The organism is Bacillus mycoides, from assembly GCF_000832605.1.
GTDB classification, from domain to species: Bacteria; Bacillota; Bacilli; order Bacillales; family Bacillaceae_G; genus Bacillus_A; species Bacillus_A mycoides.
The window spans coordinates 3,931,419-3,954,549 of record NZ_CP009692.1; the positions used below are offsets into that span (position 1 = coordinate 3,931,419).

A 23,131-nucleotide genomic window follows, 5' to 3' on the forward strand; every position below is an offset into this window, starting at 1 on the left:
AAATATATGTTTTATTATTTTTATTTAAACAAATCAACTTGAGTCTTTCATGCAAGACGAATTAGCAATATCCATCCGTCTTACATTGCATACCTTCAAATGAATTTGTTTTATCCTTTTCGATTTCTTTATCAATTACTCTTTCTAGCGTTTCTTTACTAGCAAGTCCTTGAATGACTTCATCTCCAATCATGACAGTTGGAACAGCCATAATATTTGCTTCATCATATGCATGCTGAATTGCTTCTTGATGTTTTTCTTTATATTTACGATTTACTAAAGCATCTTTAAATTCAGCTTCAGGAAGCCCTACTTCTACCGCTAATTTCGTTAATACATCAATATCTTCAATGTTTTGCTCTTCTTGGAAAAACGCAGTAAATACTCGGTGATGATACTCATTTCCAAGTCCACGCTCTTTCGCGAATTGGCACCCTTCAAAAGCTAAATGTGTATATGGATGCGGAGAAACGCGTGGCAGACGCATTTCAACCCCTAATTTTTTTGCAGTAGGAAGAATGAAAGAATCCCATGAACCTAACTTATCTGGCTCGTTCCAAGGATCTATTTTAGAATATGGACTTGGACGCAATTCAAATGGCATCCATTCGATTTCTACATCTTTCTCTTTCGCTACTTCATCTAATGGGCCTTTTGCTAAAAAGCAAAACGGGCATATAAAATCTGAGTATACTTTCATTTTTACAGTCATATCTTTTACACCTTACCTTCTTTTTATTTTTAGATGTAACCAAAACAGTTACAATTTTAAGAAAAAAATATGCATTCTCTTTTAGAGACTTGCAATTATCATATTATGCTTTCATTTTTTGTTGTAAAGATTCAAATAACTGCCCCATCGTAATATTTCTCAACACTTCTTCCATCGCAGATTGCGCCTGAACTAAAATAACCTCTAAAACAGCTTGAATATTCGCCCCAATTGGACAGTCTGGATTCGGTTTTTCATGAATGTGAAATAGTTTGTCTTCTTCTACTACATTCACTGCATGGTACACATCTAACAATGTGATTTCATGTGAATCCTTTAATAATCCCGCGCCACCTGGTCCGCGATTTACGTAAACAAATCCAGATTGTTTCAAGTAAGACATTATTTTACGAATGACTACCGGATTTGTATTTACACTCTCGGCCATATAGTCTGAAGTGCAAACTGAAGATGGATTGTTTTTCAAAATAGATAAAATATGAACAGCTATAGAAAAGCGGCTACTAATTTTCATCGTGATCACCACCTCGATGTAATCATTATAGTTACAACAGAAAAATAAGTCAATCCTTTTTACAAATTTTTTAAAGCAAATAAAAAAGTGCCCCATTACAATATATGAGACACCTCTCCTTATTCTGCAAACAAGTCTTGGAATTCTTCAATAAATAGCTGTACAGCGAGTGAAGAATCCTTTAATGAAGGAACAGCTAAAGCAATTTCTCTCCATACTTGTGGTTCCAATTCTCTCGTTTGTATATTCTTTGGTAAACTCGTTAAAGATAACTCAGCCAAAATTGCGATTCCTAATCCTTCTTGAATCATATTTAAAGCTGTTGTAACTGTGGAAATTATATATTCAGCCCGAAGTGGTACGTTCGCTTGTTTAAACATATCGATAATGGGTGGTTCGTACCCACCCTTACATAATATGATCGGTTCATTCTCTAAATCACCTATTGTAATAGAATCGTTCTTACAAAGAGGATGATCCTCTCTTAAGACAACAACCATTTTCCCCTTCGTTAAGGGCACGATCTCCATATCTTTATTAGGCAAAATAACAATTCCTATATCAACAACCCTCGATACTAACCAATCTTCAACTTCTTTAATCGTGCCTTCACAAAGAACGACTTCTAAGTTCGGATACTTCTCCTTAAAAAGATTTATCATTTTGGGTAAGAAATGTGCAGAAGCACTCGGAAAACTCCCAATTCGAATCGTCCCAATTTCGTGCCCTTTCTCCATCGCTACTTCTTGTTCAATCTTCTCAACGCCGTTTAAGATTTCTCTAATATGTACAAGAATTCTATTTCCAACATCCGTAACGATTAGCCCTTTTCGTTTATCGCGTATAAGAATGGTAACTCCTAACTCTGACTCAATGCTTGAAATCGCATGACTTACAGCTGGCTGTGTCATATTTAACATCCCAGCAGCCTTCGTAAAACTCCCTAATTCAACCGTTTTAATTAAAACTTGAAGTTGTGTAATGGTCATAACTAATCACTTATACTCCTTATAAAAAAGATTCATTTTATTTATCATAGTCGATATCATATCATAGTGAAATGGAATACAACAAGGAGGGATTACAGTGACACAGCTTTCTCGAACTAAGACTGCCATAATCCTTACATTTCTCGTTATTATGTGGGGAATTAATTGGCCGTTATCAAAATTCGCTCTGCATTACACACCACCCGTACTCTTTGCAGGGATTAGAACATTAATAGGAGGATTTATCTTACTTACTTTCGCATTACCGAAATACAAACAATTAAATTTAAAGGAAACTTGGCATTTATACTTTATTTCATCTTTACTCAATATTATTTTGTTTTACGGACTACAAACTGTCGGACTTCAGTATATGCCCGCCGGACTCTTCTCCGCAATCGTATTTCTCCAACCTGTCTTACTCGGCATTTTCTCATGGATTTGGCTTGAAGAATCTATGTACGGCTTGAAAATTTTCGGACTTATTCTTGGATTTATTGGTGTTGGGGTTATTAGCTCTAGTAGTTTAACTGGACATATTTCTATTATCGGTGTACTACTTGCTTTAGGGTGCGCTATCGGCTGGGCACTCGGCACAGTATTTATTAAGAAAACTGGACACCGCGTTAATGCCATTTGGATGGTAACACTTCAGCTTATTATTGGCGGACTTTGCTTAATCGGATTTGGTTCAGAATTTGAGAGCTGGTCTAACATCGCTTGGAGTATACCATTTGTAAGTGTACTACTATTCATCTCGTTCTTTGTTATTGCAATGGGATGGCTCGCTTACTTTACACTTGTAGGAGCTGGTGAGGCAAGTAAAGTTGGGGCTTATACGTTCCTTATCCCACTGATCGCTATTATTGTAAGTTCAATTTTCTTACATGAGGCCATTACAATTAGCTTATTCATCGGACTTTTATTTATTATCGTAAGCATTTGTTTTGTAAATATAAAGCCGAAAGCACTTGCTGTAAGGCAGCAAGTTGAAGTGAAATAAATAGATATGAGAAAGAGTCTACCACTTGTAGGCTCTTTCTTTTTTACCATTTTATGAGTACAGTCACTTAACATCTTAGCAAAAGGAAAATTTTTCTTTTTTATTGTATGATGATAATTAAGTAGAAAATATTATCTCTAATACATATGTATGGACTAACAATTCTAATCATAAGGGGGAATTATATGGTTTTACAGTATAAAGAATTTGGAGATTCAAGCTCTCCACTTATGGTTTTTATTCATGGGGGCGGAGTCAGTGGATGGATGTGGGACAAACAAATTAAACATTTTACTAACTTTCACTGCCTTGTTCCTGATTTACCCGAGCAAGGGAAAAATAGTAGTAAGGATCATTTTTCAATACACTTTAGTGCTGAAAAAATCATCGAATTAGTTGAAGAAAAAGGACAAGGTAAAACTGTTATAGTAATCGGTTTTTCGTTAGGTGCTCAAGTATTAATTGCAATGCTCAGCATGAAACCAAACTTAATTCAATACGCTATGATAAATAGCGCATTAGTTAAACTAATTCCTTTCGCTAAAACATTAATAAGATCCCTTGGCTTAACCTATCCACTTATAAAGAGTAAGACGTTTTCCAAAATACAAGCAAAATCAATGTGCATAGATGAAACACAATTTGATAACTATTATCATGAAAGTTGTCAAATAAGTAAAAATACATTTGTGAGGATATTAGAAGAAAATATGTCGTTTACAATACCAAAAGGTTTCGAGAATGCTAGTAGCAATATATTAGTGACTGTTGGAGAAAACGAAAAAAGAATCATGAAAGACTCGATGACTGCAATCCTTGAAAGCAATCCTAATTGCACAGGTATTATCATTCCTAAAATCGGTCATGGAATCCCTTTAGCAAATCCCAAACTATTTAATACTTTAATTGAAAACTGGCTTAAGCATGATAACCTACCAGAAGAAGTAATGACAGTCAATTGAGTTCCTTATCTTAATAAACCATGTTGTATTTGTAGCTCTAATCCCCCTCGAAGCTGCTTAATCTCAAAATTTTATTAACAAAGGTCTCATTACTTTCAATGAGACCTTTCAATGTTCCCTACTTTTTACGACGTACTACAAAAACACACGTACCTACGGAAGATACAATCGCTAAAACTGATAAGACAATTGCTATTGTTTGCATATTACTTGTACCTTCATTTTTTTCCACACTAGATACTTCACCATGTTCTCCTGTTAATGATGTACCTTTTGCAATCGTAGTAAGTGAGTGGGGCTTTTCAGCTTTCTCATCGCCTGTCCATTCAACAATTTCTCCATCTTTATATTGTTGATATGCATTCCAAGCTATTTGTTGCTCTTTATCTGGATTTTTAGCAACGAAAGTAAATCGTTGGAACTGACCAGGTAAAATCCCTTCTCCTGTTGCTACCCATATTACAGTTTTAACTTTTCCAGCTGCATCTTTTTGTTCTTCCACTTTCCACCCTGGCACTGGCTCGTACTGTTGAAACTCGACTCCAGACGGTATTTTCAGTGTGACTTTTGTTGTTGCCATATTCTTTTCAACAGGTACCTTTATTGTATAAGTCTCCCAAGAGCTAACGTCAGAAGTTGCTGGTTTCACAGTTACGTGAGCACTAACAGGTAACGAAAAAATACCCATTGCAATTATTGTTGCGATCATTGTTGTTCCTAATTTTTTTATACGTTTCATTTTCTATAAACTCCTTTTCATTTATAACGTCTTTTTTATCTGCCACCTACAATAAATTTATAATCCGTATCGAAACTATCAAGAGATTTTGTTAATCCGTGAACTTGTATATCCCAGTTTCCTGTCATGTTAATATACATACCTTCCGCTTCATATTCTCCCGGTGACACTGCCGAAACTTTAAATGAACCTTTGCCCATATTCATATCTAAAGATTGAGTCGTCAATACAATTTGTTCCATATCAGTAACAGGCTGTCCATTCTCATCCTTCAAAGTAATATGAAATGTATTCTGTCCTACCTTATTAGGACTTACATGTAAAGTAAGTTCATATCCATTATCTAATTGTTTACTCTCTGTAAAAGGTCCCGTAGGAGGCATCGGCGGCGTTTGTACATTTGTCATAAAAGCTACGATTACGAAAACGATAATTCCAATGATAAACTCTACTTTCACCGTAGCTCCTAACCTTTGCTGCGCTCGCATTCTCCCTTTCACATAATGAATAATTCCCAATATCCCCATACACACGAATAAAAGTATCTTTGCTAATAAGGCCAATCCATACTTCGTATCAAATAGGGAATGGATCGTGGGAATAAAAAATGTACTGTTAAAAAGACCCGTTAATAAAATCACTATGACAGCACCTGTTGCCCATGGCGAAAAACGCTTAATCGCATCCCAATACATAGTCCACTTGTCAGCCTCTTTACGTAACAGAAGAACAATCGATGATAGCCCCCCCATCCATAACGAAGCTGCGAATAAATGCAGAAAGTCCATAACGACAGCAATTTCTTTAAACTTTAATCCATATGCATGACTATTGAAGGCTTTCATAACAAGTAACCCAATAAATAATACAATTGGAATGCTCCATACTTTAAACGACGAAACCCTCTCACTCTTCACTGCAAAATATGTAACAATCATAAGCGTACTAATAAGAGCCATTTGAGTGATCCATACATAACCAAAAACAGATAGCTGTAATGTTTCTTTTAATAATAAAGGATCGAATGCTTCTAGCCATGAAACATCAGCATTTATTTTCGCTTGCAACGGTAAATTGAAAAGTAAACTAATGAATATCCCAAATAATGATATCCATATTATTTTCTTACTCCTCGACTGAACTTGACTTGCACTTCCTTTATAAAGGATAAGATTAAATAATAGAACACCAATAAATAGAGAAAAACTTGTATATAAAATTCCGCGTTCCATAATCATATCGATTTGGGGAACATAGCCCATCTCTTCTACTTTTATATCATCTGTTCCCGCTTCTGCTAATCCAATACGGAATGGAATAACTCCTTGAATCGGATGTCCATCAGCTGAAATAGCTTTCCACTGAATAGAGTAGAGACCATTTTTGAGATTCTCTTTTAACCCAGCCTCTAATATTTTTTTGTTTTTCTTATCAATATGTGCATCTTTTAAATCTACTCTTTTACCTGAGGTGTCTCTTACGAACAATGTATTAAAACTTGAAACTTGTATGTCCTCATCGAATTCAATTTTCACAACAGATGGTGCTTTCTTTAACGTTTCATTTTCAGCAGGATTTGATTTCACAACATACGCATGAGCAGATGCGCTTTTTGGTATCAATATGATAAACACGCACGCTATTAATAGCCATGCCCCTAACCTTCGTATTACTTTCACAATCATTTCACTTCTTTCTTTTTCGTCACTACACTTTCATTACTTTTTACTTCCCAAGTTTTATTTCTTGATAAAATATTAACCTGATTAAGTATAAGGATTTATTTAGTATCACTCTCTATTTATTCCTCACCTCTACACTTCTAACAAAATAGTAGCTACTTATATATATATTACTTATATTTTTAAAGTAGATTATCATTATAGCATAAAATATATTTATGTAAGTTTCTAAAGAAGAAAAGTTATCGTGAATCATTTGTGAAAAAAGTGTGAAATAACCTCCCATATAAAGAGAAATACATAAATTAAAAAGGCGTTACGTTATTACGTAACACCTTTTCTCAAGGATAAACTTCCTTTATTTCTCTTCCGGATAATCACAATACTCAATGATTGTTCCCTCTGTATCCGCTGGGTTAAGATATATTAATCTTCTACCGTGTTTATTAATTCGAAGCGTATGTTCTAACGTTCGAATCCCTTGTTCCTTTAATTCTTCTAAAGCTACATCTAAATCGTCTACACGATACGCAACATGATGGACACCTTTCCCTTTTTGCTTTATAAATCGTGCTATTGGAGAAGTTGTATTATTCGTTGGCGCAAGTAATTCGATTCTATCACCATCAACTTCAAGAATAGCTACTTCGCTTTCAACACCAGGTGCTTCACTTACGTATCGATCTATTAAAGTTCCTGATAAAACCTTTTCATAAAACTGTATCGTACTATCTATATCACGAACTGCGATCCCGATATGGTCAATTGTTTTTTTCATTTTATTTCCCCTATTACTTATTTTTTCTATTCTTATCAATAGTAACAAAAAAAGTTATAGAATCAAATTCTATAACTTTTTTCATTTAACTTATTTTCTTATTCGCACTAGCTGCTGGGCGAACTTGATTTTTCGCTTTTAAAATGCTAATGCCATATCCGATAAATCCACCGATAATCGCTGGGAAGATCCAGCCTAATCCTACTTCCTGCATCGGAAGGAATTTAGTGAACACACGGCTTACTACTTCAATGTTAACTCCAGCTGCACTTAATCCATCAAATAAGCTGATGATAAACGTTACGATTAAACTCACTTGATAAACTTCAGCTCTTCCTTTGAATAATGAATGGAAGAATGTTAAGAAAATCAACACGATTGCTAGTGGATAAATCGCTGTTAATACTGGAACAGAAACTGCGATTAGTTGTGTTAATCCAACATTTGCAACAATAGCACTAAACACACATAACGTAATTGCAATTGCTTTGTAAGGAACATTTGGAAATAACTTATGGAAGAATGAAGAGCATGCTGATACAAGTCCCACACTTGTTGTTAAACAAGCAACTGTAATCATTAACCCTAATAATACTCCGCCATATGATCCGAAATAGTAGTTAGAAACTTTTGCTAATACTTCTCCGCCGTTTTCTAAATGTCCAAGCTTCGCAACGCTTGAAGCTCCCATATAAGAAAGAGCTGTATAAATAATTGCTAAAATAGATGCTGCGATCAGTGTTGCTTTTGCACAAACAACCATAATTTGTGTTTTCGTTTTCGCACCTTTTTCTTTAATTGCATTAATAATGATGATCCCAAATACGAACGATGCAAGCGTGTCCATTGTTAAGTATCCTTCTTGGAATCCTTTGAAAAATGCATGTGATGTATACCCTTCAACTGGTGCTTGCATTTCTCCAATCGGATGAATAAAAGCAACGATTACTAAAATACCGATGAATGTTAATTTAATTGGCGTTAAGATTTTTCCAACAATATCGACAATTTTCGCAGGATTTAGCGAAAAAAAACAAGTGATGCTAAAGAATATAATTGTAAAAAGAATTAACGGTGTAGAACCTAATCCCTCTGGCATAAAAGGCTTAAGACCAATTTCATAAGAAACATTTCCTGTTCTTGGTATTGCAAATAACGGACCGATTGCTAAGTATAAAACTGTTGTAAACACAATCCCAAACACTGGGTGAGCACGACTTGCTAATGACTGTAAATCATCTTTACCTGAAAAACCAAATGCTAATACACCTAGTAATGGTAAACCTACTCCTGTTACTAAAAATCCAGCGTTAGCAATCCATACATTCTCTCCTGCCGATTGACCTAGCATAGCTGGGAAAATTAAATTTCCTGCTCCAAAAAATAGTGCAAATAACATTAATCCAATAACTACTATGAACGAAAACGGTACTTTATTCGCCATAATATAACCCCCCATTCAAATTTCCTTATCTCATTTTCCAATTTTAACTAATTGAATTTTCTGAATATTTAATTTAAGTATCAACTATTCTTGAACTCATTATAGTTTGATATATAATATTTTGCAATACTATTTTCAAACTTTTCTTTTATTTTATAAATATACATTTTTTAACATAGGGAATAGACTAAAAAACCAACATGGTCATCCATGTTGGTTTTTACATTTACTATCATTATTTAAAATTTCGCCGCTACTTTCTTAACGTTCTCTAAACCTTCTTCAACAATTTGCTGTGAGCGATCTGGATATTGATTGTGTCCCTCAATTACAACTGTCTCTGGATTGGTAATTCCCCAGAACCCAAGTACGTTTGTAACGTAATTAACAGCCATTTCCATAGGAGCCATTTGTTCAGAAGAGTAATCTGAACCACGAGCGCCTAAAACAACTACTTTCTTATCACCAGCTAAACCTTCTGGACCGTTCGCTGTATATTTAAACGTTTTTCCAGCTTGAGAAAGATATGAAATATACGTAATTAATGGTGCTGGTACTGTAAAGTTCCATAATGGGAACGCAAATACAACCTTTTCAGCCTCTAAAAATTGATTTAAATATTTATCTACTGTAGCAACTGCCTTCTCTTCTTCAGCTGTTATCTCCATTCCTTGACTACGTTTATATCCACCTGAAATAGCGATATTTCCGTAATACGGAAGATCTAATGCAAATAAATCTAACTCCGTGATTTCTGTATTCGGATTTGCTTCCTTATAAGCACTTACAAATGTTTCATACATTTTTGAACTAATTGCTTGCTCCGCTGGACGATCGTTTGCTTTTACAAATAATACTTTTGACATTGTTTTATTCCCCTCTACTTTTGTATTTTCTTCTTTTTTACCAAACAATGAGCTAAATAACCCCATTTTCTTCACCTAAACTTTCTTATCATATTCATTATTCATCATCATAAAAATTCTTATTCTAATAAAAAGTTCCAATTGATACCTTAACCTAAGTAAATTAAAACTTTTTGTTATTTAATTACCTTATGTAAGTGACTGTAATACACCCGCTTACTTTAGTCAAGCAACTTCTCAAAAAGAAAAATGTCTCGGATTAAAAATAACAAAGAAATATATTTCCTCATTCGAAATGATAAATTCGAAAACACATAAGTGAAATCCCTTGTATAATACAACTAGAGAGAGAAATTCATCTATAGAGAGGATTTATTAATGAGTACTTTAGAAAAGATTCAAACCTTTATCATTCTTGCAGCTGTTATATTCGGGGTTATATTAGGACAATTTAATATGATACATATGCATTCAGAAAAATTTATTGTCCCCTTCTTATTTTTAATGCTTTACGGATTATTCCTCAGCATCCCATTAAATGATATAAAAAATGGCTTCCGTAACTTAAAATTCGCTGGAACAAGCCTAGGTATTAACTTTATATGGACACCTTTTCTTGCTTGGGGATTAGGCGCGTTATTTCTTTCAGATCACCCAGCACTTTGGGTCGGCTTTATTATGTTAATGGTTACTCCGTGTACAGACTGGTATTTAATTTTCACAGAGATTGCAAAAGGTAACGTCGCATTATCTACATCAATTCTACCAGTAAATTTAATTTTACAAGTACTACTGCTTCCAATTTATTTATTTTTATTTGCTGGTGTCATGAAAACTGTAGCGGTTTCTGTTTTAGTAGAAAGTATTGTTATCGTAATCGTCTTACCATTTTTACTTGCGCACGCTACAAAATTCATTATGCATAAAATGAAAAAAGTTGAAACACTTGAGAATAAACTCATTCCGTTTTTCAGCTCTGCTCAAATTGTATTTTTAAGTTTAGCAATAGTAGCGATGTTTGCCTCACAAGGTAAGTACTTATTACAAAATATGAATGTTGTTTTATTGTTACTTATACCAGTATTACTGTTCTTCATAATTAACTTTATACTAGGACAGTTTGTAGGACGTATGATGCATTTATCCTATGAAGACACTGTAAGCCTAAGCTTAACAACATTAGCGAGAAACTCGCCTGTTGCACTCGCAATTGCTGTGACTGCTTTTCCAGACGAGCCTCTTATCGCGCTTGCATTAGTGATTGGACCGTTAATAGAACTACCAGTACTAGCGTGTGTGTCACAAGTGTTATTACTTATTAAGAAAAAACAGCAATACACATAAAAAAAACGTCCTACTTTGGGACGTTTTTTTATTGTCGAGAAAGTATAGAAGTAACGATACTTATCGGCTCTAAGGATTTTATACGTTATAGAAAATTAGCTTGTCGTTACGTTAACAAAGTCTTTCTAATTAAAAATTATAGGGAAAGTAAATATAACGAAAGCTGCCCAAAGTCCGTAAATTGGCAAATACTTCGTAACGGCATCTTGGATAGCTGTCGGTCCTGATTTGTTTTGTAGAAAACGCATATAGGAAAACATAATCCAAATTAGATTTGCCCAGATCAGTATGTTTACTCCTAAGACAGCAAGTCTATTAGGTGTAATCCCGTAAGAAGAAAGTCTGAATACGATGGCTGACAAAGCTACAGTGTCAATAATAAGCGCAAGAACAATTAAGGCAAAATTGATATAATCTGAAATGTTCTTTTTCTCGTCTGATTCACTCTCAACAATGGAAAATATGGTAACAGCCAATACACCAAGGAGTATTCCGTTGAAGGCCATTAGGAAATTGCGGTCCAAGAACGGATTTTTCCCGACCCATATAACCGTTATAAGATAAATCAACAATGTGATCAAGACGAGAGGACTAAAAATTTTAGATATGTATGGTGTAATATTCTTAGCAAGTTTAAGATTCATTGATGCCAAGTATGCAGCCACAATAGCGAGAGCGGCAGCACCAAATAAAATAACATTACTAAAATAGAAGTCTTCTATATTCAAGTCAACAAACCTAAATAACTGCATGGTTAATGCTGCTAGTACCATTCCGCTCACTGCCATGCTGGCGTAGAGAATACAATATTCCAAATTAAATTTAATATAAGCTAATCTCGTACTTCCTTTTGAATATTCATTTCCTGTAAACGCAAGCCCTACTAAGACCCATAAGAATATAGGAAGATGTAAATACGCAAGGATACTGCTGTCTTTATAATTTAATGGCAACATATTAAGATACACCCCGGCAATTAGGAACAATGCTGCAAGGAAATAAATAATACTTTTTTTCGGAGTATTATTGTAAATAAAATAAGCAGCAATAAAGGGAATTACACCAAAAGCCAAGTTAATTGGAGCAATTGCTTCCTGCTCGACAAAATGGAAGATTACCCTGGTGCTTAGCCCTGCCAGAATAGCTAAAATGCCCATGAATAAGAAACCTTTTTGAAACAATGAAGGTTTTTCTGTATTTGCCGTCTCCTTGAAATGCAATCTTTCATACCAAGCACCAAGAACCTGAGAATCAGGGTTTTCATCCCATGCTTGTGAGAATGACTTTTTAAAAGCTTTCGGGTCTTTTCTATACATTCTCTCCAACTCATGAGGGTTATCCATATTTTCAATTATCACATTGTTAACCTCCATATTTATACCTCCTCTAATTTTAAAAATAACGTTGTTACCTTTTCCATAAAAAGCACCACACTTATTTATTCTGATTTTGATTTTAATATAAATTTTATCGTTTTGCAATAAATTTTTATTATTTTAGATAGTATTTTTGTTGTATATTTTTATTCCAAGCAAAAACAAAAAGCATTCCTCATTCAAAGAAATGCTCTATAACTTTTTATAAACATCGGTGTAAGCTACTTTCAGCTGTTCTCTTCATTGCTTGTTTTTATTTTCTAATTCCTTATTTCCCCTTTATATAAAAGAAATGCTCAAAATGATATAAACGTCCAATTTAATAACACCTTTTCAAACAATTATTTCAAATAAATTTTAGTGCTAGTATACAAAACTCTGTAATTATAAAATAAAAAAGCATGACATAAAATTGTCATGCTTTTTCTTTTCTATCTATATTTTCAAACCTAATACAGCACATTTTACTCGGGAAAGGGCTTTTTCATTTGTTAAAACCACTTAATTCTCAAACACAAAATTAATCTTATTATCTTTCCACTCTAACTTCGCATCAAACGTTTTCTCGCCTTTTTTAAAGCCTTTAATTAAATCGGTCTTCTCACCTTTTAATAGTTTCGTCATGTTTTTTTGCGAAATAGCTTTGCTTAAAATCTTCTTCGAGATGGTAAAGTCACATTGTGTTGTATTGTAGTTAGAACAACCGTAAAACGTCGACTTATCAATAACATCGCCATCGCATTTTTTACAGTTCCCGACCTTTTTACCTGTTGTAAATTTCGATCCTTTTCGTTCAATCGATTCAACATGTAATCCGGTGAAATCCCATTTCTCCGACATTTCTACCGCATCTTCAATAATTTTAGCTGATAGCTTTTTCGTTTGCTCCATAAATGTCGCTGGTGAAGCTGTACCTTCTCCAATTTCCGCAAGGCGTTGCTCCCATTTTGCTGTCATTTCTGGTGAAGCTAGTATTTTATCACCGATTGCTGTAATTAATACTTTCCCTTTATCGGTTGCGTACACTTGGTTTTTCTGTACATCTATATATTTACGGTCTTTCAGCATCGTAATGATACCGGCGCGAGTCGCTTCCGTACCTAAACCTTCTGTTTTCTTCAATACTTTCTCAAGCTCTTCATTCTCTAAATACTTACCGGCCGTTTTCATTAACGTAATAAGTTGTCCTTCTGTATAACGTTTCGGTGGCTGTGTTTTCCCCTCTTTCACTTTCACCTTTACAACTTTCCCTTGTTCACCTTCAGCTACAATTGGAAGAATCGTTTCGTCATCTTTATCGTCTTGGAAAATGACTTTACGCCATCCTTCTTGAATTTGTTGTTTTCCTTTCGAAATGAACGCAGCACGTTCGTCTACAAGAGTTGTAATCGTTGTGTAGTCAAAGATTGCTACTTCATAATGCGCCGCAATCAGCCTTCTTACGATCATATCGTAAATTTTCTTTTCATCACCTGATAGTTTGCTTGGATTTGTAACTTGCTCTGTCGGTATAATTGCGTAGTGATCTGTAACTTTCTTTTCATTCACATAACGCTTATTATTCATAATCGATTCAATTGGTGCTGGCAATAAACCTTTATATTCATCAAACTGATTTAACTTCTGTAAAATATCAGGGAACGTCGCTGCCTCTCCTTGTGTAACATAGTTAGAATCCGAACGAGGGTAAGAGACAATCCCTTTTTGATATAGTGCTTGCGTTATATCAAGTGTCTTTTTTGGTGAAAATTTAAAGGCTTTATTCGCTGTCGCTTGCAGTGCTGATAAATTAAATAAAAACGGCGGCTGAAACTCTTTACGCTCCGTTTTCATTTCTTTTACTACAGCCGGTTTGTTTTGACAAAACGCTGCAATTTTATTTGCCAAATCAGGGTCATTTAAGCGGGACTCATTATCTTTCTCCCATTTCCCCTCATATTTCTTTCCTTCTATATTAAAGGTTGCGAACACTTCCCAAAACGGCTCTGACTTAAAGTTCTCTATTTCTTTTTCACGCTTTACAATGAGTGCTAATGTTGGTGTTTGTACACGACCAGCGGAAAACACATCATTCATTCCTTTTTTCTTTAGCAAAATACTAAAGACACGCGATGCATTCATACCAACGACCCAGTCAGCGCAAGATCTTGTATATGCTTCGTAATACGTATTAATCGTATCTGCTTCATCTAGTAAGTTTTTAAATCCTTGATAAATAGCTTGCTTCGTTAAAGATGAAATCCAAAGACGCTTCATTGGCTTTTGCACGTTGCAAAGATTAATAATATTTCTTACAATCAGTTCCCCTTCACGCCCAGCATCGCCCGCGTGAATAATTTCTGTTACCTGTGGATTATGTAACAGCTGTTTCACAACGTTAAATTGCTTATACTTTGACTTTGTTACCTCAAATTGAAAACGCTCTGGAATCATCGGCAATGTATTAAGTGACCATTTCTTCCACTCAGCGTGATAATGTTCTGGATTACATAACTGCGTCAAATGACCAATTGCCCATGTACAGTACGCTCCATTTGGAAATAACTCATTTGCTTCTACTTCTAAATACCCATCTTTCCGGCGATATTTAAACTGTGAAACAAGAGCCAAACCTTGATCTGGTTTCTCGGCAATAATTAATTTCATCTTCTAACTCCCTATCTGTATTCCAGTGTTACTTTCATTGTCTATCTGTTTAGAAGCGATGATAAAACAACCATCTTATTTATCATTCGCGGTTTGCCTCACAAATGGGAGACCTATAATATTATACGCTTATTCTTTATGGCTTCACAATAGAAACTCATTATATAACACTTTCTTTCTCATGCTTATAGACAAAAAAGACGCTCAAAAATCGAACATCTTTTCCATTCACTACTACTTGCTTACATATATTCTCTCAAAATAAAAATACAACAATTCTTTATGAAGCATCGTCCACTAAGATAACCATCATTATTTGAAAATTATATTGAACTTACCTTTTTTAAATTGTGCAGATAATTTGCAGATATATATTAGCATAAGTACTCTCCATTTGAACATATGATGAAGTGAATGATAGGACAGGGAGGTATCATGATGTTCGCTTATACGTTAACTGCCTTAACACTTTGTTGTATCTCGATTCTTATTACATCATATATATCTAAACGCAAGGGTACCCTAATGGAGTATATGGTATTTATTATGTCTTTTAGTATGTGTATCGGTTTAAGTATCGGTTTTTATTTAGGTATTCTTTTTAAAGGTGAATTACTATATTCTACTTTGCTTGCGATTTTGATTAGTAGTTGTATCGGTTTTTTAGTCGGTCTACGGTTTCACCTATTTACCGCTTTAGAAGGAATGTTTTCTGGATTAATGGCAAGTATGATGGGAGCAATGATTACAGAAATGTTAAACGCTCAACAAGCTCACAGTATACTGTTCATTAGTCTTTTACTTACTATAACAATAACTATGTCATGTATAATTCAACTTTTATCAGAAACCTTTTCTACTTTTATCCAACGGCGTTTTTTATTATTACTTTCAATTAGTGTGTTAATTATCGTTGCCGTGTTCGTGACATTCCCCGATCATACTCCCCCATCTTCATCCGGGCACGATCAACATATGCATTAACACTTGCAACGAAAATGAATAAGCAGCTATCCATAGGATAACTGCTTCATATTATTCTGGCTTATTAGGAATGTTAGGGTTTGGAACATAATCAGATTTATAATCTGTATATTTCACTTCTGTTACCATCCCCGCTGAAGCATGGTGTAAATCATGACAGTGGAACATCCATTCACCCGGATTGTCTGCTACAAAGGCTACTTCATATTCTTCTCCTGGTTTTAAGTTCAAAGTGTCTTTCACAATTGGAGAACCTTCTACCGGTTTTCCATCTTTACTTAACACCTGGAAGAAATGACCGTGTAAATGCATCGGATGATCGTCCGCTTTAGAGCGATTTACTAATTTTACTTTTACTAAGTCACCCTTTTCCACTGAAATTGGGTCAATATCTGGGAATGCCTTTCCATTAATTGTATATACCATTTCATTTCCATTCATTTGCGTATTCAAGTCCATATTATATGTGGCAATATACTGTTGATTTAACGTGAAACTACCTAATTTTTTAGCACCATATTTTGTCATATCTAATTTCGGTAATTTTTCTTTTTCATCTGCTTTGTATTTCATCTCTTTGCTGCCATCATATTCAATAATAGCTTTCATTCCTTTTGCACCTTTACTTTCTGAATGGTCTTCAACGTACCATTTCCCAGGATTGTTAGCTGTAAATTCAATATCATAACGTTCACCCGGTGCGATTGAAATTACTTTGTCTTTTATAACTTTTGGATCGTTAATTGGTTGACCATCTGTCGCAATTACTTTTATATCATGACCGTGAACATGTATATCATGTGATAGATAACCAGCATTAACGAGTCGAAGACGAACTTTATCCCCTTCATTCACTTTTAACAGCTCTACTAAATCTCCGCTTTTACCATTGATTGTGAATAAGTCATACATACTCATATCATGACCTTCCATCTTCATATTTCCATGGTCCATTCCTGCCATATTACTAGAGTCTTTTTTATCACTGTCCATACCGGAATGATCCATGCCTTTCATATCATCATTCTTTTTCGTATTTTCATTACCCTTAGATTTATTACCTGTTGGCCCTTTTGTCATTTCTTTTAACTGCTTATTAATTTCTTCTTTATCTGTAACCCATTCATCCAACATTAATGTGTAATCTTTATCATATTTTTCATTAGTATCTTCTACAATGAGAGCACCATATAAACCTCTATCTAGTTGATTCACAGAATCTTGATGCGAATGATACCAATATGTTCCTGGTACGTTCGCTTCAAATTCATAGGTGAAACTCTTTCCAGGTTCAACCGCATCTTGCGTCACACCTGGAATTCCATCCATGTTATTTGGGACAGGATACCCATGCCAATGAATAGATACTGGTGCAGATAATTCATTTTTTAATGTCACTTTAACCTTTTCACCTTTTTTCACTCTGATTTCTGGACCTGGGGATGAGCCATTAAATGTCCAGACTGGAACAATAACACCGTTACTTAGCTTTTGCTTTTCTTCTTTCGCTACTAAAGTAACTTCTGGCCCTTTTACAACTTTCAATGGTTTTGTAGCCGTTTCAGTCTGTGTTGTTTTTTTATCGTCCATATTTTTATGATCATTTGTTGTATTTGTGGTCGCAGAACATGCAGCAATTAAAGATATTACGGAGACTGTAACTGCTGTTAATACAAATCTCTTCATTGAAAATCCCTCCTTTTTCTTTTTCAAGATTATTATAGAAGACAATTTTCAAGAAAATATGGAGGTTTAAAATGGTCCAAATAAAAAGACGCCCAAAATTGAGCGCCTCTTCTAATTATTATTTCGTAACAACTTCATCTTCTTTTACATTTACATTATTTTCTCTCATAAACTCTTCAATCTCTTCAACTGTTCTAATGATATCTTTTGACAAGTTTTCATACCCGTCTTTTGTGATAAGAATATCATCTTCAATACGAATCCCAATTGATTCTTCTTCAATATATAGACCTGGTTCAATCGTAATGACCATACCTTCTTCTAATACTCTATCTTTGTATGTTCCTACATCATGAGTATCTAAACCTAGGAAATGACTCACGCCGTGATAATAATATTTAGATAGTTCCTCATCTTCTTGAATTAAACCAATAGCTTTACACTCTTCTGCCAGTACCTTTTTTGTGTGCTCATTTAATGCAGTAAACTTTAATCCTGGCTTAATAAGCTCAGTTGTTTCTTTCAATGCTTTTAACACTATATTATATATTTGTTTTTGGCGACTAGAGAATGTTCCACTAGCTGGGAATGTGTAACTAATATCAGCGTTGTAGTAATCTTTTTGAGCACCTAAATCGAGCAGCACTAAATCACCATTTTGAATTTGTGCATCATTATCTTCATAATGAAGGACTGTAGCATTTTTACCACTCGCCAAAATTGTATTGAATGCATGATGTTTAATTCCAGATGATTTAAGCGTAAAATCAAAATGAGCTTCTAATTCATATTCCATCACATCTGCTTTTGCATGCTTCAGCACGTTATAAATACCCTCTTTAGTTACAGCAATCGCTTCTTTAATGATTTCAATTTCTTCTTCCGTTTTAAACACTCGTAATTCACAAATATGCGGATATACATTACCAATTAAAACGTGTGGATACTGTTCTCTTACATATTTAGCAAACGCTAACGTTTTCGTCTCAGTACCCTTCCACTCACGACGCTCTAAATCTAAATACAGATGCTTCACATTTTCTGTGAAAAGTGTATTTGCCATTGTCTTCTCAAAGCTTTCTATATATACAACTTTTTTTATGCCTGAAATTTGTTCTGCATCTTCTTTAGAAACTGTTTTACCGTCCCATTTTTCCATTACTGGATCTGATTTTTCAATGAAAAGAGTTTCTTCCACACTATTTCCAAACTTTTTCAACATGAAAATAACATTTGGCTCATCGATTCCCGTTAAATAGTAAAAATTTCGATTCGGCACAAATTTATAATGTGCATCGGCTGACATATGAGGTGCTTGCCCAGCAAATAAAATAGTAATAGATTCATCCGGTAATGTGTTTACTAATCGTTCTCTATTTTGAGCAAAAAATGTTGATTTCATAATAATCCCCCTAGCGTTCTATGTATAATTTTGAAACTAATTATCCAATATAATTCATTCTATTATTGTTATAATTTTTCGTCAATTAATAGTGCTCATAGAGAAAAGAAAATCTTCATTACTAGGGCCCCTTCTACTCTAAATTCTGCATACCACTCCACAATTTCTTGACATTTATTCCATATACTTAAAATCTCATATATATGGAAAGGAGTCTACAAAAGTGAAACATTATGTAGCAACAGGGTTAGCAATTACTTCTTTATTAATAATTACAGGATGTTCTAGCAATGCTGAAACAGCACCAGCTAAAAAAGAAACGGTGCAATCTCAGCCAAAAAATAAAGAAACAGCAACTACGATTCCGCAAAACTTCTATAAAGAAATTACATCTGGAAAAATCGAGCACATTCATGGAATTGGCTACGCCGGAAATATGCCTGGGGTTTCTATCGCAACTCACAGTGGTATAAAAGTTTATCAAAATGGTAAATGGTTTGAAACTACGACTGAGCTACATGATTACATGGGATTTCAGGCAACAAAGAATGGATTCGTTGCCAGCGGTCATCCTGAACCAGGTGCAAATTTAAAAAATCCTTTAGGTTTAATGAAAAGTTCTGATGGCGGTAATACCCTCGAAAAGCTAGCGTTTTATGGAGAATCTGATTTTCATAACCTTGCTGTCGGATATAATACGGAAGCAATTTATTTATACAATGAGCGTCCAAATTCTAAATTACAACAAGGTTTTTATTTCAGTACGAACAACGGACAAGATTGGAAAAATAGTAAATTAAACGGTCTTTCAAGTACAATCCATTCCTTTTCAGCACATCCAGATCAATCTAGTGTAGTCGCGGTAAGTGCTAAAGACGGTGTATATTTGTCTACAGATTATGGAAATACATTTGAACTATTTTCTAAACCAGTTGAATCGACCGCAGTTACATTAAGTAATGAAGACATTATCTATGCCTCTATTAATAAGCAAACTGAGCAACTAATTACGAAGAAATCAATTGCTACAAATGAAGAAACAAACTTACAGATTCCATCTTTAGATTCTAAAGATACAATTATGTACATATCACAAAATCCTCAAAATTCAGCTGAAATAGTTTTTGCTACAATGAAAGCAAATGTCTTTCTTTCTATGGATGACGGTAAAACGTGGAAGCAGATTACTAAAAATGGAACATTACAATATAACTAGTTAGAAAGGTGAATATAACGTGTTTTCAACAGTTAGCGAGTGGAGTTATCAACTCATGTCTCCTTTAATGGATATCGCGAATGCTACGAAATCAATTCCTCTTTTATTTGCGTTTTTATTAGGCATTGTAGGTACCCTTTCTCCTTGCCAATTAACAGGAAACATTAGCGCTATTACACTTTATCCCGCATTAACGGGCAGTAAAACTCCCACCTCAAAATTCGGATAGTACAAAGAAGTTAGGTGGGATATCAACTGCCCGTAAATGCCCGATTGGTTCAACTAATAATCAGTGGGGGATGAACAACCCCCCCACTGATTAAAGTTTCACTTTATGGCAATCAATCTTTACAAAAGGGACATGTATGGAAACATATATTGTTATTTATTTTAGGAAAAATAATAGCTTTTACGACACTTGGACTATTAGTATGGTTCTTAAGAAAAGAGATTCAGCAAATATTAACTTTGTATTTCCCATGGTTACGAAAAATAATTGGACCTTTATTAATTTTAATGGGGCTAATGTTGGCAGGTATTATAAAAGGAAGAAGTTTCTTCTCGATCAAATTTATACGAAAACAAAATGAAGTTGGCTCATTTTTACTTGGATTCTCTTTTCCTTAGCCTTCTGTCCGACTATGTTCGTTCTATTTTTCGGAACGTTAATCCCTTTATCTTTCTCATCTAATTATGGATACTTGTTTCCGACATTCTTTTCGATAGGAACTGCTCTACCTATCGTTGTACTTATGTTCATCATCTCCTACCTTGGATTAAATGGGACTTTACTGAAAAAGAGCCGAAAAATAGGAAAAAACATTCAGCGTATAGCCGGTGTTCTCCTTATATTAATCGGGCTTTATGATACTGTCCTATATTGGTAATACACACAAAAGGTAAGCTTCAGTGAAATGAGCTTACCTTTTGTATCATTTTATTCATTTTTTCTTTTGTTGTAGTTGGCTTAGTAAATTCGTAACAAACGCCAGAAACAGTGCGTCATTTTCTTTTTTAGGTGACCATTGCATAATAAGTTGTCGTGGAATTTTAATTTCTATCGGTTGCACGATGAAGTCATGAATAATTTGTTTATGAAGTCCTGATAATGGAACGATTGTTATTCCTTTAACTTGTAAAGCCAGTGCTAACGCCGAACTAATTGTCTCTGATTCCATCACTTTATTAACTACTATTTCATTTTTCATCAAATATGGTTCAAGTACTTCTTTACAACCAGAGAGCGGCATTATAAAAGGATAATTTTTCAACTCTTTCATTGTAAGACCTGATGGAACTGACTTAGAAGAAACCATAACATACGGATCTTCACCAATTACATCATAATGAAATCCTGGTATTAAATTTTCTTTTATAGAAATAGAAAAATCTGCACTTCCAGAAGACAGCCAATCTAACACTTCTTGATAGCTTCCTTCTCGAACTGCAAGCACATACTGACTTTGATCAAAATTACCTAGTTCGATACACTCCGCCAAACAATATACAGTAACTGAAGGATATGTAGCTAATACAATCTTATACAAGTTATTATTTTTTAATTGTAAAGCTGTTTCTTCAAGGTTTTCATACTCCATTAGAAGTCGATCTACACAAACTAAAAATTCTTTTCCATTTTCAGTTAAAACAGTTCCTTGTCTAGAGCGATCAAATAATGTTATAGCATATCGTTTCTCTAATTTGTTTACGATATGAGTTATAGCCGGCTGTGTCATATGTAACTCCTTAGCTGCTAAACTAATGCTGTTCAAACGAGCCACGTATTTAAAAACTTTAAAATCAAAAACGTTCATTCTGTTCTCCTTATATAAAAGTTATTTATATCATCTATAAATAAGCTTCATTATATTTATCAATCCACTTCATATACACTAATTATACATCATCAATATTACGAAAAAATAAACATATAAACATTAGAGGAGTGTTGATTAAATGAGTACTTACGTTTTAGTACATGGAGCATGGCAAGGTGAATGGGCATGGGATTTAGTAAAACCTCAACTAGAGGCTTTCGGACATACAGTTATTACACTAGACTTACCTGGAAGTGGGAAAGATACAACTCCATCACAAAATATAACATTAGATTCCTATGTTAATGCAGTAACAACTATTATAAATCAACAAAATGAAAAAGTTATTCTTGTTGGACATAGTATGGGTGGAATTGTGATCACTCAAACCGCTGAGCTTATACCAAATAAAATCGATAAATTAGTATATCTTTGTGCATTCTTGCCACAAAATGGAGAAAGTCTTGGTAGTAAGTTAGACGGAGAAGCTGGCCCACAATTCTCTATAAATGAGAATGACATGACCGCAGAACTTATACCAGAGTTGATTGAACAAACATTTTTAAATGCTACAGAAGACGGTTCTATTAAAGGAGCATCTTTTAATCAAATGCGTCCTCAACCACTAGGACCGTTCCAAAAAGAGCTGAAAATATCAGAAGAGAACTTTGGAACTGTAAATCGTATTTATATCGAAACAACTCTAGATAGAGCAATTCCGATTGATTTTCAGCGCCGAATGAATACAGAAACTCCTTGTGTGAAAATCATTACTTTGGAAGCTGATCATTCTCCATTCTTTTCTAAAACAGCAGAACTTGTTAGTCACTTACATGAATTAAGCTAAACTTTATATTTTCCTTGTAGACACCCACTTACTGTAATACGGGTGTCTACTTTTCTTTTACCCTTCTTGACATATTCATATGAAAAAGTTAAAATAACTATAA

The 23,131-nt window shown here is 34.3% G+C and carries 19 protein-coding genes and 1 pseudogene; 7 read left to right on the forward strand and 13 right to left on the reverse strand.

Annotated features, from left to right (window positions below):
• Positions 1–61: 61 nt before the first annotated feature.
• The 3 genes from BG05_RS21950 to BG05_RS21960 form a co-directional block, all read right to left on the reverse strand.
• A complete protein-coding gene (locus tag BG05_RS21950) occupies positions 62–712 on the reverse strand; it encodes a DsbA family oxidoreductase (protein WP_002064866.1) in 651 nt (216 codons plus the stop codon).
• 103 nt (positions 713–815) lie between these two features.
• On the reverse strand, positions 816–1,247 hold the full coding sequence (locus tag BG05_RS21955) for an Rrf2 family transcriptional regulator (RefSeq protein ID WP_003188522.1): 432 nt from the start codon (positions 1,245–1,247) through the stop codon (positions 816–818).
• Positions 1,248–1,366: 119 nt separating this feature from the next.
• Positions 1,367–2,236 carry a LysR family transcriptional regulator gene (locus BG05_RS21960; RefSeq protein WP_003188523.1) on the reverse strand — a complete coding sequence of 290 codons (870 nt, stop codon included), beginning with the start codon at positions 2,234–2,236 and terminating at the stop codon, positions 1,367–1,369.
• Positions 2,237–2,333: 97 nt separating this feature from the next.
• Here BG05_RS21960 and BG05_RS21965 point away from each other — a divergent pair, with 97 nt between their 5' ends.
• Both BG05_RS21965 and BG05_RS21970 read left to right on the forward strand, forming a co-directional pair.
• Positions 2,334–3,239, forward strand: coding sequence for a DMT family transporter (locus tag BG05_RS21965; protein WP_002086216.1), 906 nt, complete (start codon positions 2,334–2,336; stop codon positions 3,237–3,239).
• Positions 3,240–3,424: 185 nt separating this feature from the next.
• Positions 3,425–4,201: an alpha/beta fold hydrolase gene (locus BG05_RS21970; RefSeq protein WP_016126777.1), complete on the forward strand. Its 777-nt coding sequence runs from the start codon at positions 3,425–3,427 to the stop codon at positions 4,199–4,201.
• Between the two features lie 118 nt (positions 4,202–4,319).
• Here BG05_RS21970 and BG05_RS21975 read toward each other — a convergent pair whose 3' ends face one another.
• The 5 genes from BG05_RS21975 to BG05_RS21995 all read right to left on the reverse strand — a co-directional run bounded on the left by BG05_RS21975 (position 4,320) and on the right by BG05_RS21995 (position 9,776).
• The gene (locus tag BG05_RS21975) at positions 4,320–4,940 is read right to left on the reverse strand and encodes a YcnI family copper-binding membrane protein (RefSeq protein WP_003188527.1); all 621 of its coding nucleotides are present in this window, start codon (positions 4,938–4,940) and stop codon (positions 4,320–4,322) included.
• Positions 4,941–4,975: 35 nt separating this feature from the next.
• On the reverse strand, positions 4,976–6,625 hold the full coding sequence (locus tag BG05_RS21980; RefSeq protein WP_003188530.1) for a copper resistance CopC/CopD family protein: 1,650 nt from the start codon (positions 6,623–6,625) through the stop codon (positions 4,976–4,978).
• Between the two features lie 355 nt (positions 6,626–6,980).
• Positions 6,981–7,400 carry a VOC family protein gene (locus BG05_RS21985; RefSeq protein WP_002126861.1) on the reverse strand — a complete coding sequence of 140 codons (420 nt, stop codon included), beginning with the start codon at positions 7,398–7,400 and terminating at the stop codon, positions 6,981–6,983.
• 85 nt (positions 7,401–7,485) lie between these two features.
• A complete protein-coding gene (gene brnQ / locus BG05_RS21990; RefSeq protein WP_002126859.1) occupies positions 7,486–8,844 on the reverse strand; it encodes a branched-chain amino acid transport system II carrier protein in 1,359 nt (452 codons plus the stop codon).
• A 239-nt stretch (positions 8,845–9,083) separates the two neighbouring features.
• Positions 9,084–9,776 carry an FMN-dependent NADH-azoreductase gene (locus BG05_RS21995; protein WP_016126776.1) on the reverse strand — a complete coding sequence of 231 codons (693 nt, stop codon included), beginning with the start codon at positions 9,774–9,776 and terminating at the stop codon, positions 9,084–9,086.
• A gap of 312 nt (positions 9,777–10,088) precedes the next feature.
• Here BG05_RS21995 and BG05_RS22000 point away from each other — a divergent pair, with 312 nt between their 5' ends.
• Positions 10,089–11,054, forward strand: a complete 966-nt coding sequence (locus tag BG05_RS22000; RefSeq protein WP_003188533.1) for an arsenic resistance protein — start codon at positions 10,089–10,091, stop codon at positions 11,052–11,054.
• A 125-nt stretch (positions 11,055–11,179) separates the two neighbouring features.
• On the opposite strand, the gene BG05_RS22005 is transcribed toward BG05_RS22000, so the two are convergent.
• Both BG05_RS22005 and topB read right to left on the reverse strand, forming a co-directional pair.
• A complete protein-coding gene (locus BG05_RS22005) occupies positions 11,180–12,427 on the reverse strand; it encodes a DUF4153 domain-containing protein (protein ID WP_002126853.1) in 1,248 nt (415 codons plus the stop codon).
• Between the two features lie 504 nt (positions 12,428–12,931).
• Complete coding sequence (topB, locus tag BG05_RS22010; protein WP_003188538.1) at positions 12,932–15,076, reverse strand: DNA topoisomerase III; 2,145 nt, start codon at positions 15,074–15,076, stop codon at positions 12,932–12,934.
• Between the two features lie 438 nt (positions 15,077–15,514).
• On the opposite strand from topB, the gene BG05_RS22015 reads away from it, so the two are divergent.
• Complete coding sequence (locus tag BG05_RS22015) at positions 15,515–16,060, forward strand: hypothetical protein (protein ID WP_016126775.1); 546 nt, start codon at positions 15,515–15,517, stop codon at positions 16,058–16,060.
• A gap of 51 nt (positions 16,061–16,111) precedes the next feature.
• On the opposite strand, the gene BG05_RS22020 is transcribed toward BG05_RS22015, so the two are convergent.
• Both BG05_RS22020 and BG05_RS22025 read right to left on the reverse strand, forming a co-directional pair.
• A complete protein-coding gene (locus BG05_RS22020) occupies positions 16,112–17,746 on the reverse strand; it encodes a multicopper oxidase family protein (RefSeq protein ID WP_016126774.1) in 1,635 nt (544 codons plus the stop codon).
• Positions 17,747–17,864: 118 nt separating this feature from the next.
• On the reverse strand, positions 17,865–19,148 hold the full coding sequence (locus BG05_RS22025; RefSeq protein ID WP_002126845.1) for an aminopeptidase P family protein: 1,284 nt from the start codon (positions 19,146–19,148) through the stop codon (positions 17,865–17,867).
• A gap of 223 nt (positions 19,149–19,371) precedes the next feature.
• On the opposite strand from BG05_RS22025, the gene BG05_RS22030 reads away from it, so the two are divergent.
• Both BG05_RS22030 and BG05_RS32200 read left to right on the forward strand, forming a co-directional pair.
• Positions 19,372–20,364 (forward strand): F510_1955 family glycosylhydrolase, encoded by a 993-nt coding sequence (locus BG05_RS22030; RefSeq protein ID WP_002126844.1) that lies wholly within the window; start codon positions 19,372–19,374, stop codon positions 20,362–20,364.
• A 19-nt stretch (positions 20,365–20,383) separates the two neighbouring features.
• A pseudogene (locus tag BG05_RS32200) lies at positions 20,384–21,251 on the forward strand (urease accessory protein UreH domain-containing protein).
• Positions 21,252–21,305: 54 nt separating this feature from the next.
• Here the strand turns inward: BG05_RS32200 and BG05_RS22045 are convergent.
• Complete coding sequence (locus BG05_RS22045) at positions 21,306–22,178, reverse strand: LysR family transcriptional regulator (protein ID WP_001100323.1); 873 nt, start codon at positions 22,176–22,178, stop codon at positions 21,306–21,308.
• A gap of 142 nt (positions 22,179–22,320) precedes the next feature.
• On the opposite strand from BG05_RS22045, the gene BG05_RS22050 reads away from it, so the two are divergent.
• Entirely contained in the window at positions 22,321–23,028 is a 708-nt protein-coding gene (locus tag BG05_RS22050) for an alpha/beta fold hydrolase (protein WP_003188554.1), read from the forward strand.
• Positions 23,029–23,131: the final 103 nt, after the last annotated feature.

Bases quoted from the DNA above. Each gene is read 5' to 3' on its own strand.
- BG05_RS21950 (WP_002064866.1), bottom strand. From the start codon at position 712: ATGACTGTAAAAATGAAAGTATACTCAGATTTTATATGCCCGTTTTGC.
- BG05_RS21955 (WP_003188522.1), bottom strand. From the start codon at position 1,247: ATGAAAATTAGTAGCCGCTTTTCTATAGCTGTTCATATTTTATCTATT.
- BG05_RS21960 (WP_003188523.1), bottom strand. From the start codon at position 2,236: ATGACCATTACACAACTTCAAGTTTTAATTAAAACGGTTGAATTAGGG.
- BG05_RS21970 (WP_016126777.1), top strand. From the start codon at position 3,425: ATGGTTTTACAGTATAAAGAATTTGGAGATTCAAGCTCTCCACTTATG.
- BG05_RS21975 (WP_003188527.1), bottom strand. From the start codon at position 4,940: ATGAAACGTATAAAAAAATTAGGAACAACAATGATCGCAACAATAATT.
- BG05_RS21980 (WP_003188530.1), bottom strand. From the start codon at position 6,625: ATGATTGTGAAAGTAATACGAAGGTTAGGGGCATGGCTATTAATAGCG.
- BG05_RS21985 (WP_002126861.1), bottom strand. From the start codon at position 7,400: ATGAAAAAAACAATTGACCATATCGGGATCGCAGTTCGTGATATAGAT.
- brnQ (WP_002126859.1), bottom strand. From the start codon at position 8,844: ATGGCGAATAAAGTACCGTTTTCGTTCATAGTAGTTATTGGATTAATG.
- BG05_RS21995 (WP_016126776.1), bottom strand. From the start codon at position 9,776: ATGGGGTTATTTAGCTCATTGTTTGGTAAAAAAGAAGAAAATACAAAA.
- BG05_RS22000 (WP_003188533.1), top strand. From the start codon at position 10,089: ATGAGTACTTTAGAAAAGATTCAAACCTTTATCATTCTTGCAGCTGTT.
- BG05_RS22005 (WP_002126853.1), bottom strand. From the start codon at position 12,427: ATGGAGGTTAACAATGTGATAATTGAAAATATGGATAACCCTCATGAG.
- topB (WP_003188538.1), bottom strand. From the start codon at position 15,076: ATGAAATTAATTATTGCCGAGAAACCAGATCAAGGTTTGGCTCTTGTT.
- BG05_RS22015 (WP_016126775.1), top strand. From the start codon at position 15,515: ATGTTCGCTTATACGTTAACTGCCTTAACACTTTGTTGTATCTCGATT.
- BG05_RS22020 (WP_016126774.1), bottom strand. From the start codon at position 17,746: ATGAAGAGATTTGTATTAACAGCAGTTACAGTCTCCGTAATATCTTTA.
- BG05_RS22025 (WP_002126845.1), bottom strand. From the start codon at position 19,148: ATGAAATCAACATTTTTTGCTCAAAATAGAGAACGATTAGTAAACACA.
- BG05_RS22045 (WP_001100323.1), bottom strand. From the start codon at position 22,178: ATGAACGTTTTTGATTTTAAAGTTTTTAAATACGTGGCTCGTTTGAAC.
- BG05_RS22050 (WP_003188554.1), top strand. From the start codon at position 22,321: ATGAGTACTTACGTTTTAGTACATGGAGCATGGCAAGGTGAATGGGCA.